At 32.6% G+C, this 13,425-nt stretch carries 10 protein-coding genes; 5 read left to right on the plus strand and 5 right to left on the minus strand.

Annotated features, from left to right (window positions below; all coding sequences use genetic code 11):
- Positions 1-74: 74 nt before the first annotated feature.
- The 4 genes from ACJBCC_RS10610 to prfB form a co-directional block, all read right to left on the minus strand.
- On the minus strand, positions 75-2,579 hold the full coding sequence (locus ACJBCC_RS10610; RefSeq protein WP_407557149.1) for an outer membrane beta-barrel protein: 2,505 nt from the start codon (positions 2,577-2,579) through the stop codon (positions 75-77).
- Positions 2,580-2,716: 137 nt separating this feature from the next.
- A complete protein-coding gene (locus tag ACJBCC_RS10615; protein WP_407557150.1) occupies positions 2,717-3,181 on the minus strand; it encodes a hypothetical protein in 465 nt (154 codons plus the stop codon).
- Positions 3,182-3,191: 10 nt separating this feature from the next.
- Entirely contained in the window at positions 3,192-3,533 is a 342-nt protein-coding gene (gene arsC / locus ACJBCC_RS10620) for an arsenate reductase (glutaredoxin) (RefSeq protein ID WP_407557151.1), read from the minus strand.
- A 19-nt stretch (positions 3,534-3,552) separates the two neighbouring features.
- Positions 3,553-4,657, minus strand: a protein-coding gene (gene prfB / locus ACJBCC_RS10625) for a peptide chain release factor 2 (RefSeq protein ID WP_299100505.1) whose coding sequence is annotated in 2 segments (ribosomal slippage) — positions 3,553-4,593 and positions 4,595-4,657 — 1,104 coding nt in all. Because the reading frame shifts where the segments join, the coding sequence is not laid out codon by codon here.
- A 102-nt stretch (positions 4,658-4,759) separates the two neighbouring features.
- Between prfB and ACJBCC_RS10630 the strand changes: the two genes are divergently transcribed.
- Together ACJBCC_RS10630 and ACJBCC_RS10635 are read left to right on the plus strand one after the other, a co-directional pair.
- Positions 4,760-7,162, plus strand: coding sequence for a zinc-dependent metalloprotease (locus ACJBCC_RS10630; protein WP_407557152.1), 2,403 nt, complete (start codon positions 4,760-4,762; stop codon positions 7,160-7,162).
- A 3-nt stretch (positions 7,163-7,165) separates the two neighbouring features.
- Positions 7,166-8,182: a threonine aldolase family protein gene (locus ACJBCC_RS10635; RefSeq protein WP_407557153.1), complete on the plus strand. Its 1,017-nt coding sequence runs from the start codon at positions 7,166-7,168 to the stop codon at positions 8,180-8,182.
- Between the two features lie 84 nt (positions 8,183-8,266).
- Here ACJBCC_RS10635 and ACJBCC_RS10640 read toward each other — a convergent pair whose 3' ends face one another.
- Positions 8,267-8,590, minus strand: coding sequence for a YbaB/EbfC family nucleoid-associated protein (locus ACJBCC_RS10640; RefSeq protein ID WP_407557154.1), 324 nt, complete (start codon positions 8,588-8,590; stop codon positions 8,267-8,269).
- A 78-nt stretch (positions 8,591-8,668) separates the two neighbouring features.
- Here ACJBCC_RS10640 and ACJBCC_RS10645 point away from each other — a divergent pair, with 78 nt between their 5' ends.
- From ACJBCC_RS10645 to ACJBCC_RS10655, 3 genes are all read left to right on the plus strand, one after another.
- A complete protein-coding gene (locus ACJBCC_RS10645) occupies positions 8,669-10,732 on the plus strand; it encodes a S9 family peptidase (protein ID WP_407557155.1) in 2,064 nt (687 codons plus the stop codon).
- Positions 10,733-10,805: 73 nt separating this feature from the next.
- The gene (locus ACJBCC_RS10650; RefSeq protein ID WP_407557156.1) at positions 10,806-11,843 is read left to right on the plus strand and encodes a PLP-dependent cysteine synthase family protein; all 1,038 of its coding nucleotides are present in this window, start codon (positions 10,806-10,808) and stop codon (positions 11,841-11,843) included.
- Positions 11,844-12,159: 316 nt separating this feature from the next.
- Positions 12,160-13,419 carry an aminotransferase class I/II-fold pyridoxal phosphate-dependent enzyme gene (locus ACJBCC_RS10655; protein WP_299100494.1) on the plus strand — a complete coding sequence of 420 codons (1,260 nt, stop codon included), beginning with the start codon at positions 12,160-12,162 and terminating at the stop codon, positions 13,417-13,419.
- Positions 13,420-13,425: the final 6 nt, after the last annotated feature.

Raw genomic sequence — 13,425 nt, forward strand, 5'->3', positions numbered from 1 at the left:
GACAAGAATTAAGAAAACAGAAAAGGCACAAATTTTAATTTGTGCCTTTTTTTTATTTTTGAGTATACGCTATTTTAGCCTTCAAAATCAATATCATCTCCACCGTTACCGTTTCTTCCAGAACGTTCACGTTTATTTAATTTTTGATTAAACCTATAGGTAAATGAAGCGTTGATTTGTCGCTGTCTTCTTTGATACTCATTATATCTTTGAAAGAAATCAGTAGTTGTTGTAGCGACATATTTTCTTGAGTTAAATAAATCTCTAACGTTTAATGCTATCGTTGCTTTATTATTCAATATTTCTTTACTAAACGCTAAATCAAGTGAAAATATGCCATCAACATCAGTTTGCGCTTCTTGTCTTGGTCCTCTGTAAAATGCACTAGTTTGCCAATCGATAGCAAGTGGTAAAGTCACTTTAGAACTAAAACGAGCAAACCAACTTGTATTTTTAGCACTGTAGTCTATACCGTTAAATTCCCCTTCAGTTTCAAATTGAAAGAAATTGAAACTAGAGTTTAGTCGCAACCATTTTGCAGGACTGTACATCGCACCAATTTCGGTTCCTATACGTTGATTAGATGACAAATTAATTGGTATTGTTCTAATTATGTCAATACCATCCGTAGTTTGCGTACCAGTATTTTCTTGTACTCTTTCAAAAGCATCAGTTTCATATTGGTAATAAATAGAAGAGGTAAGGGTAAATTTTTCCCATCGTTTTAAATATCCCAAATCAAAAGTGCTTGAAAAAGCAGGATTCAAATCAGGGTTTCCTTGCCAAATATTAGTCCTACTAGATCTTGAAGGAAAAGGATTTACGTATCTGCCACGAGGACGATTTATTCTTCGGTTAAATCCTAAAGTGATACTTTCTTCAATGTCTGAGTCTTCTTTGTCTAAATTGTAAATTAGGTTTACAGTAGGGAATAGGCCTAAATAGTTTTTATCAAAATCTAATTCGTTATCTGTTACATCTTCTGTTTGTGATTCAATCTTTCCTTTTAATTGGGTGTGCTCTAATCTAAGACCTAAAAGAAATGAAAATCTTCCAAATTTAGTACCATATTGACTATATAATGCATTTACATTTTCTGTATAGTCAAAAATGTTTGATACATCTTCATTTAATAAAAATTCGCCTGAATCTAAATCTTCTTGTAAAAGTTCATAATCGGTATTGCTGTTTTCAAAACTACCACGATAACCAGCTTCAAAACGAGAATCTTCTCCTAATGGCAGTACATAATCAGCTTGAAATAAAAACTCTTTTTGTTTCTCGTCGGTAAATTCTTGTTCTATTTGAAACGGTGCAGGATCTTCTTGATCTGTGAAGATATAATCTTCATTTAAATAAGTGTAGCCCTCTTCATTACCATTTTCATATTGAAAATCTGCTGTTAATTTATGGTCTCTATCCTCACCAAATTGTTTTTGATAATTAATAGCAATTTGGTAATTGTTATCTTTTTCAGTTTCTCTTTCTCTTCTAAGCGTATTTTCTACAATGATGTTATTATTAAAACGTTCACTTGAATTTAGGGAAACGTCAGCGTCATTTCCAAAATTATAGAAAAAACTTCCGGTTATAGATGAAGATTCACTTAAGAAATACTCCATACCTAAATTTGTATTATAGTTTCTATTCAATCGATCTTCGTTTTTACGTTCTCGAATTCTTCTATATTCTGGTTCGTCTATGATACCATTTTCTATTTCATCAAAATAATCTACATCAATGAACGTTTTACCTGGAGCATTAGAATATCTCCAACCAAAATTAGAAAAGAGATTGTAATTTTCTGTTCTATAATTTAATGCAGCTGAAACACCAGCATTATCAGGATTACCGGCTGTTAATGTCACAGATCCATTAAAACCTAAAGTTTCTTTTTGTCTTAATATAATATTTAAAATTCCTGCTGTTCCTTCTGCATCATATCTCGCAGAAGGCGATGTAATAACTTCTACACGCTCAATAGCTTCTGCTGGTAACTGACTTAATATATTGCTATCTCCAAAACCTGCCATAGCAGAAGGTTTACCATTTATTAATATTCTAACATTTTCATTTCCTCTAAGACTTATAGCACCTTCTACATCAACAGTAACGGAAGGTACATTGTTAAGCGCGTCACTTACAGTTCCGCCAGCAGTCGTTAAATCTTTACCAATATTGTAAACTTTTTTATCGAGTTTAATTTCAACAGTAGTACGTTCAGCGACAACCATAACTTCGTCTAGAGATTCTTCATCTAAAGCTAAGTTTATAGTACCTAAGTTTGTGTTTTGAGTTAATGTTTGCTCAGGGAAAGTTTTGGTTTTATAAGATATGTATTCTACCGAAATGATATATGTACCAGCTGGTACTTCGACTTTGAATTTACCTTTGGTGTCTGTTATTCCGCCAGTAATTATTTTGTTATCAGCTTTTGTTTTAACAACGACTGTTGCGTATTCTAAAGGAATGTTAGTGCCTTGTTCAATGACTATTCCTTCTATATTTATATCTTTTTGAGCAAAAGAATTTGAGAATGTGATAATTAATAATAGAGATGCGAAAAAACTTAATTTCATTACAATTGGTTAAAGGTTATAAATATTTAGACTCGCAAAAATACCTTTAGTTCAATTGTAATAGGTTAATCTTTTGTTAAAGCAACCTAAAGAAAATACGGTAATGATAAGTGTTAAAATTCTTAGTCATTATCATCCTATTTATCTTTTTTTTGTTTCTTCTTTTTACGTTTTTTCTTCTTCTTTTTTACAACTTCTTTTTCATCAAAGTCGCCTTTTATCATTTCCTTTAATTTGGTCATATCGTTTTCAGAAATAAGCTCTTCAAGATCTTTGAAATGCGTTTTTTCTAATTTTTCCACAGCATTTTTCCTATCCATACTGTGTTCATATTTAACCTTATAAAGTTCCGTTTTAGCTTCAAAAAAACTAATTATATTTTGCTTGATAATGTGCTTCTGAAATTCGTCTGCTTCTAAAGTAGATAAGAAATTTTGAATATATTCATCTCGTCGCTCTTCCATATCTCGTTTATGTTTGGCGATTTGTTCTTCCGTTGGTTCGCTTTGCGTTTGCGGAATTTGATTTGTATTTCTACTTCGTTGTGCTGATAAATTTAAACTTAGAAGTAAGGCAAATGCAATAAAAATTAACTTTTTCATTTGATGTCTTTTAAATGATTTCTTTTATAGTTTCTGGTGGCCTACCAATCACAGCTTTATTTCCATTAACTACTATTGGTCTTTCTATTAACTTAGGATGATTAACCATAGCTTCTATAATTTCTTTATCTGACATGTCCTTACCTTTAAAATCAGATTTCCAAATAGCTTCATTTTTTCTCACTAAATCAATTGGTTGTATTGCTAGTTTAGAAATTAAAATTTCCAAGGCTTCAATGGTTAATTTATTCTCTAAATATTTTACAACTTCTAATTCTTTATCAGAGTCTTCTACAATTGCCAGTCCTTGTCTAGACTTTGAACATCTTGGATTGTGATATATTTTAATCATCTTATTTTGTTAATTACAATTATAATGCCGAATCTTCTTTTTGCCCCATTAGCATTAAATACGCTTTTAAAAATGGTTCAATATCTCCGTCTAAAACAGCATCTACATTACCTGTTTCGTGAGCAGAGCGTACGTCTTTAATTAATTTGTAAGGATGTAATACATAATTTCTAATCTGGCTTCCCCATTCAATTTTCATTTTTCCAGCTTCAATATCGTCACGTTGTGCCATTTGTTTCTGTAGTTCAATTTCATACAATTGAGACTTAAGCATTTGCATAGCTCGCGTTCTATTGTCTTGTTGTGAACGTGTTTCAGAACATTGAATTTGGATACCAGATGGTTTATGTCTTAACTGAACTTTGGTCTCCACTTTATTTACGTTTTGTCCTCCGGCTCCACTTGATCGTGCTGTTGTTATTTCAATATCGGCAGGATTAATATCTATCTCAATAGAGTCATCTACTAATGGGTAAACATAAACCGAAGCAAAACTTGTATGGCGTTTAGCATTACTATCAAAAGGAGAGATCCTAACTAAACGGTGTACACCATTTTCGCCTTTAAGCCAACCAAAAGCATATTCGCCCTCAATTTCTATGGTCACAGTTTTAATACCAGCAACATCGCCATCTTGTAAGTTAAGTTCCTTTACTTTAAAGCCACTTTTTTCAGCATACATTAAGTACATACGCATTAACATACTTGCCCAATCACAAGATTCTGTTCCACCTGCACCAGCCGTAATTTGTAAAACAGCACTTAAACTATCACCTTCTTCGGAAAGCATGTTCTTAAATTCTAGTTTTTCAATGGTATTTACTGCGGCTTCATAACGATGCTCTACATTTTCCATGGGAGCTTCGTCTTCCTTGTAGAATTCATAAATGACTTCTAAATCCTCAAAAAGTGATTTGGCATTGTTAAAATCGGTAACCCAACTTTTTTTCTCTCTAATTGATTTCATTACCAATTCGGCAGCTTTAGAGTCGTTCCAAAAATTAGGGTCAAAAGTTTGTTCTTCTTCGTTAGAAATTTCTATCAGCTTAGCATCTAAGTCAAAGATATTGTCTAAGTATGTCTAGACGGGAATTAAGATCTTTTATTTGATCTGATGTTATCATAAATTATTGTTATTTCTACAAATATATGCAGTGGATTTAAAGTGCCATAATTTTGAATTGTTTTTTTAGATTTTCCGTAGTTTTATGACTCAATTATTTGCTATGAAAAAAATATACTTTTTATTAGGTTTTATTATCATGGGCTGTTCCATCAATGCCCAAATTTTAGATAAAAAAGATTTACAAGAATTTACAGGTTATTTTGATTTCTATTACGAAGAAAGTTCAGATAAAATCTATTTAAAGGTTGAAAAACTGAATACTGAGTTTTTATACGTAAACTCTTTAGCCTCTGGTGTTGGTAGCAATGATATTGGTTTAGATAGAGGACTGTTAGGTGGAGAGCGTGTAGTTTATTTTAAAAAAGCGGGTAACAAGTTGTTGCTTGTTCAGCCTAATTTAAAATATCGAGCCAACACAAAAAATGCGTTAGAAAAGAAAAGTATTGAACAAGCATTTGCGCATTCTGTTTTATTCGGATTCAAAATTTTATCAGATAAAAAAGGGGAATATATTATTGATTTTACACCTTTTTTGATGGAAGATACCAATGGCGTGACAAGTCGATTAAAAAGACAAAAAGAAGGTATTTATAAATTAGATAAATCAAAAAGCGCACTTTCTCTTGAGCGTACTAAAGCATTTCCAAAAAATATTGAGTTTGAAGCTTTATTAACCTTTAAGGGCGAGCCAACGGGTAGAAATTTAAGAAGTGTTACACCAACACCTTCCTTGATTAGTGTAATACAACATCACTCTTTTATAGAATTACCAGATAGTAATTATAAACCAAGAGTTTTTGATACGCGCAGTGGCGCAATTTCTATATCTTATTTAGACTATGCAACACCTATTGAAGAAGATATTACTAAACGATTTATTATACGTCATCGTTTGGTTAAGAAAAACCCTAAATCATTAAAGAGTAAAGCCGTAGAACCAATTATTTATTATTTAGATCCTGGAACTCCAGAACCAGTTAGATCTGCACTACTCGAAGGAGCAAGATGGTGGAATGAAGCTTATGAAGCTATTGGTTTTGAAGATGCATTTCAAGTAAAGATGTTACCTAAGGATGCAGATCCTATGGATTGCAGATATAATGTTATTCAATGGGTTCATCGTAGTACTAGAGGTTGGAGTTATGGAGCTAGTGTTGTAGATCCCAGAACAGGCGAAATAATTAAAGGTCATGTAAGTTTAGGAAGTTTACGAATTCGTCAAGATTTTATGATTGCTCAAGCCTTAATGAATAAACCGTTTGCTGAGCGCGATGAAAATTATAAACCAATGTTAGATATGGCTTTAGCCAGAATAAGACAATTAAGTGCGCATGAAATTGGCCATACTATTGGTTTTGCACATAATTTTGCATCAAGTATAAATGATAGAGCTTCTGTGATGGATTATCCACATCCACTAGTCTCTGTAAATGATGGAATTATTGATTTCAGTAAAGCCTATGCAATAGGCATTGGTAATTGGGATAAAGTCACTGTGGCTTATAGTTATTCGGAATTTGATAAGAAAACAGATGAAAAAACAGCTTTGCGTAAGATTCTTAAAAATGCTCAAAATGAAGGTTTGCGATTTATAACAGATGCTGATGCCAGAGCAGCTGGAGGTGCACATGCTTTTGCTCATTTATGGGATAACGGAAAAACACCTAAAGCTGGTTTAGACGAAGTTTTAGAATTACGAAAACAAGCGATAGCTAATTTTTCAGTCGAAAATATAAAGGCTTATCAACCTTACTCTGTTTTAGAAGATGTATTTGTTCCTTTATATTTTTATCATCGCTTTCAAGTGGAAGCGGCAACCAAAGTTATTGGTGGATTAGATTATAATTATGCCGTAAAAGGCGATGAGCAATTTACATCTAAAACAGTTGATGGATCTATACAAAGGGAAACTTTAGACGGTATTTTTAATACGATAGACGCAAAAGTTTTAGCCATTCCAGAGGATAAATTGTCATTGTTTCCTCCAAGAGCTTTTGGTTATGGACGCACTAGAGAATCATTTAAAGGCAAAACAGGTGTTGCTTTTGATCCGCTAAGTGCTGCAAATACAGCTAGCGATATGACATTAAAATTTTTGTTACACCCTCAACGTGCCAATCGATTAATACTTCAAAAAAGTTTAGATGAAACGCAATTAAGTTTACAAGACGTTTTAGATGGTTTGTTTAAGAACACATTTAACAAGAATCACACAGATTTATATCTGCAAGCTATACAACATCAAATCAATATTAATGTCTTGAAATATGTAATGAACCTAGCCATAAATGACAATAGTTATTTTCAAACTAAAGCAATTGCTAATAAATCGCTTGCTAACTTGGCAATTCAATTTAATAGTGATGATGCAATGGCTATGCAGTATGGCCTTATGATTAAAGAATTTAATGAGCATCCAGAAAAATTTAAACTAGAAAATTCTCCCAAAATACCAGATGGTTCTCCAATAGGAACTGATATTTGTACTTATAAAGATTATTAAAATATGATTATAGATTTAAGAAGCGATACGGTTACAAAACCATCAAAAGGCATGCTAGATGCTATGATGTCTGCCCAAGTTGGTGATGATGTTTTTAGAGAAGACCCAACGGTTAATGAATTAGAAGCACGTTTAGCTAAAATGTTTGGTAAGGATAAGGCGTTGTTTTTCCCTTCAGGTAGTATGGCAAATCAAATTGCAATAAAATTACATACCAACCCTGGCGAGCAGGTAATTTGCGATAAATACGCACATATTTATAATTATGAAGTTGGAGGTGTCGCTTTTCACAGTGGAGCATCCTGTAAATTAATAGATGGTAATAGAGGTATGTTTACTGCTGCACAAGTTGAAGAAGCCATTAATCCACCAGAATATTATTATAGTAAAACCAGTTTAGTGGAAGTGGAAAATACAACCAATAAAGGAGGAGGAGCGTGTTGGGATTTTAAGGAATTTAAAGACCTAAAGAAGGTATGTAAATCTAATAATTTAGGATTTCATATAGATGGTGCACGAATCTGGAATGCTATGGTGGCTAAAAATGAAACCACATTACAATATGGAAAAACTTTTGATACTATTTCGGTGTGTTTAAGTAAAGGTTTGGGATGTCCTGTTGGTTCAGTTTTAATAGGAAACGAGGACATTATGAAACAATCCTTAAGCTTAAGAAAACTATTTGGAGGCAATATGAGACAAATAGGTTATTTGGCTGAAGCAGGTTTGTATGCTTTAGATAATAACATAGAGCGCCTTGCAGACGACCATAAGCGTGCCAAGGAAATAGGAGAGGTGTTGTCTAAATTATCAATTATTAAAAAAGTTGAACCTATAGAAACCAACATCGTTATTTTTGAATTGAATGACGATGTGGATGAAACAAAATTCTTAAATAATCTCAACGAAAAGAATATTAGAATTATAGGTATGGGAAGCAATAAACTTCGTATGGTCACACATTTGGATTATACAGACCAAATGCATGACAAGTTATTGGAAGTTTTAAAGGTTTTATAAATGGCATAAACCTAAAAAAAAGTTGAAGTAATAACAGTATATTTAAAGTACTTAGTTTTCCCCTTTGGGGAATTAAAGGGGCTTCTACTTAAACATATCCATACCAGGAATGGTTGGCATGCCTTCTTTTGCAACAGCAGCAACTTCAGTTTCGTGCACGTTAGTTGCTTTTTCTATGGCTTTGTTAAGCGTAAGGATTAAGTAATCTTCAAGCATATCTTTATCTTCAAGTAATTCATCTGCAATATCAATAGACTTAATAGTTCTATTCGCAGTGATGGTTACTTTTAATTTATTGTCGTTACTTGCTTCGTCAATTAAAACGGTGTGCAAACGCTCTTTAGTTTCTTCAACTTTTTTCTGAGCTTCTTTTAATTTGCCCATCATTCCCATCATATCTCCAAACATATATTGTGTCTTTTAAATTTTTACGCTGTAAAATTAGTAAATTGCGCGACTTTTTAGATTAAAATTTTCTTAAAACAAATGACAAAAATTTCAGATATAAATCCGCCAATTGCCAAAAAGATTCCACATCAATTAGAAAAGCATGGCGACATACGTGTTGATAATTATTTTTGGATGAAAGACAGAGAACATCCAGAAGTTATAGACTATCTAAATGCAGAAAATGCGTATTGCGATAGTCAAATGGCACATACAAAAGAATTTCAGAAGGATTTATTTGAAGAAATGAAATCTAGAATAAAGGAAGATGATTCTTCAGTACCATATAAATATAATGGCTATTGGTACATTACTAAATTCGAAAAAGGAAAAGACTACCCAATTTACACGCGTAAAAAAGACAGTTTAGATAATCCTGAAGAATTATTATTCGACTGTAATAAAATGGCAGAAGGTGAATCTTATTTCAAATTAGCAGGTATAAGTATTAGTCCAGATAATAAAAAAGTGTCCTATGGAATTGACAACACAGGACGACGAAATTATACTATTCACGTCAAAGATTTAAAAACCCATCAAGTTGCAGAAGATAGAATAGAAGGGACTACAGGTTCTTCAAGTTGGGCAAATGATAATGCAACGTTGTTTTATACTAAGAAGGATGAAGTTACGCTTAGAGCATTTCAAATTTATAAACACCGTTTAGGAGATACATCAGAGGATGAGCTTGTTTTTCAGGAAGGCGATGATACGTTTGGCGCAGCCGTTTATAAATCTAAATCTAGAAAGTATATAATTATTGCATGTTACAGTACATTAACAAACGAGTATCATATTTTAGATGCAGATAATCCTGAAGGAAAATTTCAAGTGTTTCAACCAAGAATTAGAGGATTAGAATATAGTATTTCACATTATAATGACCATTTCTATATTCTTACTAATAAGGATAAGGCGACCAATTTTAAATTAATGAAAACTTTAGAAACACAAACTAAAGTTGAAAATTGGACAGAAGTTATTGCACATAGAAATGATGTTCTCTTAGAAGGTATTGATATTTTTAAAGACTATTTAGTTGTTAGTGAACGTAAAAACGGACTTAACGAAATTAGAATAAAACGTTGGGATAACACTGAAGATTACTATTTGCCTTTTGATAATGAAACCTACACAACTTACACAGGCACTAATGTAGATTTTGATACTGAATTATTGCGTTATGGCTATAATGCTATGACAACACCATCTTCGGTTATTGAGTTTAATATGCGTACTAAAACCAAAACCGTTTTAAAAGAACAAGAGGTTTTAGATAAAAATTTTGATAAAGACAATTACGTATCAGAACGTATTTGGGCTACAGCGGAAGATGGTACAAAAATCCCAATGTCTGTTATTTATAAAAAGGGACTTAAGAAAGATGGTTCTAATCCATTATTACAATATGCCTACGGAAGTTATGGATCTACCATAGACCCTTATTTTTCAACCATAAGATTAACTTTATTAGACCGTGGATTTATATATGTGATTACGCATATTAGAGGAGGCGAATATTTAGGACGTGAATGGTATGAAAACGGAAAATTGTTAAATAAGAAAAATACATTTTCAGATTTTATAGCATGTTCTGTGCATTTAATTAAGGAGCGTTACACATCGTCTAAACATTTATATGCCATGGGTGGAAGTGCAGGTGGTTTATTGATGGGAGCAATTATTAATAAAGCGCCAGAATTATATAATGGTGTTATTGCAGCAGTTCCTTTTGTAGATGTGATTACAACTATGTTAGACGATTCAATTCCGTTAACGACAGGTGAGTATGACGAATGGGGAAATCCTAATGACGTTTTATATTACAATTATATAAAATCGTATTCACCATATGATAATGTGGAAGCCAAAGCATATCCAAACATGTTAGTAACAACTGGTTTGCACGATTCGCAAGTGCAATATTGGGAACCAGCGAAATGGGTTGCAAAACTTAGGGAAATGAAAACAGATGATAATCAATTGTATTTAAAAACTAATATGGATGCTGGTCATGGTGGTGCTTCTGGCCGATTTGAAAGCCTAAAGGAAGATGCAGAAGAGTTTGCATTCTTGCTAGATTTAGAAGGAATTACAGTCTAGTTTTAAAAAAAGTGTTACCTTTGCGAGGTTTTAGGTGTCTAATATATAAATAGGTTACTGAAAAATATTTTTTATGAAGCAAAACAAAAATGTATTTGATAATGTACTTCAACTAATAGGAAATACACCACTTATCAAATTAAACAGAATGACTGCTGACTTTGATGGCGATTTTTACGCTAAAGTAGAGGCATTTAATCCAGGTCATTCTTCAAAAGATAGAATTGCACTACATATTATAGAAGAGGCAGAACGTCAAGGCATTTTGTCGCCAGGTGATACCATTATAGAAACCACCTCTGGAAATACAGGATTTAGCTTAGCTTTAGTAAGTATAATAAAAGGATACGAGTGTATATTAGCTGTAAGTTCTAAATCTTCAGCAGATAAAATAGACATGTTAAAATCTATGGGAGCAAAGGTTTATGTTTGTCCTGCACATGTTAAAGCTGATGATCCTCGTTCTTATTACGAAGTTGCAAAACGTTTACACGAAGAAAATAAAGGTTCTATTTATATCAATCAGTATTTTAATCAATTAAACATTGATGCACATTACAATTCTACTGGTCCAGAAATTTGGGAACAAACTAATGGAGAAATCACACATTTAATTGCGTGTAGTGGAACAGGAGGAACTATTTCTGGTATTTCAAAATATCTTAAAGAGCAAAACCCAAACGTAAAAGTAATAGGCGTTGATGCTTATGGCTCAGTTTTAAAGAAATATCACGAAACACGTGAGTTTGATGATAAAGAAATTTACCCTTACCGAATAGAAGGTTTAGGTAAAAATCTAATACCAACAGCTACTGACTTCGATTTAATAGATAAGTTTATTAAAGTAACAGATGAAGAAAGTGCGCATACTGCAAGAGAAATTTCTATGACAGAAGGTCTTTTTGTTGGTTATACAAGTGGTGCAGCAATGCAGGCAATAAAACAATTAGTAGAAGAAAGTGAGTTTAAAGCTTCAGATAAAATTGTTGTGATGTTTCCAGATCATGGATCGCGTTATATGAGTAAAGTTTATAATGACAAGTGGATGTCTGATCAAGGATTTTTCGATGCAAAATCAGAAGTACAAGCCACAATAGAATATATAAAATAATAAAATTATTATTTAATTAAACCTATTACTATTCAGTAGTAGGTTTTTTTTTGTTCAAAACTTAGTTAATAGTTAGAATAAATAAATTATGTGGTCATAATTATATTAACTAATTTTGCAGATACTAACAAAACTAATTTAACAATTATTAAAAATTATCTCTAACAGCTAACTCGTACAAGCTGGTTTTTATATGAACATCAATTTATAGTAATTCAACTTAAATAGCCTCATTTAGTAATTCTGAATGTTGATGTGTTTATGTTGCCGTATTTTGTGTGTATTTTGAGATAAGGATTGATAGCAAACATTGAGCATGAAGGATTTATTTGAAAAGATTTATAGAGATAAAGGACCATTAGGTAAATGGGCTGCACAAGCAGAAGGTTATTTTGTATTCCCTAAACTAGAAGGAGAAATCTCTAATAGAATGAAATTTCAAGGAAAAGATGTTATTACTTGGAGTATTAATGATTATTTAGGTTTAGCAAATCATCCAGAGGTTAGAAAGGTTGATGCTGAGTCAGCTGCAGCATACGGATCAGCTTACCCAATGGGAGCACGTATGATGTCTGGTCACACAGAATTACACGAGCAATTACAGAATGAACTTGCAGCTTTTGTTAGTAAAGAAGCAGCTTACTTATTAAATTTTGGTTACCAAGGAATGGTTTCTACTATTGATGCATTAGTAGCCAAAGATGATATTATTGTTTACGATGTTGATGCACATGCATGTATTATAGATGGTGTTCGTTTGCATATGGGTAAACGTTTTACATATAAGCATAACGATGTTGTAAGTTTAGAAAAAAACTTGGAGCGTGCTACGAAAATGGCAGAACAAACAGGAGGAGGAATCTTAGTGATTTCTGAAGGTGTATTTGGTATGCGAGGCGAACAAGGTCGATTAAAAGAAATTGTAGAGCTTAAGAAAAAATTTAATTTCAGACTTTTCGTAGATGATGCTCATGGCTTTGGTACGTTAGGCGCTACAGGAGCGGGAGCAGGTGAAGAGCAAGGCGTACAAGATGATATTGATGTATATTTTGCAACGTTTGCTAAATCTATGGCAAGTACAGGTGCATTTATTGCAGCAGATCAAGAAATCATTGATTACTTAAAATATAATTTACGTTCTCAGATGTTCGCTAAGTCATTACAGATGCAACTTGTAGTTGGTGCGTTAAAACGATTAGATATGTTGCGCACAATGCCAGAACTAAAAAAGAATCTTTGGACTATTGTAGATGCTTTACAATCTGGATTAAAAGAGCGTGGTTTTGATATTGGAACAACGCAAAGTTGTGTAACACCTGTATATTTAAAAGGTAGTATACCTGAAGCAATGGCTTTAGTAAGAGATTTACGTGAAAATTATGGAATCTTCTGTTCTATAGTGGTTTATCCTGTTATACCTAAAGGTTTAATTTTGCTTAGAATGATTCCTACTGCAACTCATACTTTAGAAGATGTTAGAGAAACACTAGATGCCTTTGATGCTATCAGAAGTCGTTTAGAAAATGGAACATATAAAAGAATGTCAGCGGCATTGATCGCTGCAATGGGAGAGTAATCCATT

The organism is Winogradskyella sp. 4-2091 (genome assembly GCF_045765065.1).
Lineage (GTDB): Bacteria > Bacteroidota > Bacteroidia > Flavobacteriales > Flavobacteriaceae > Winogradskyella.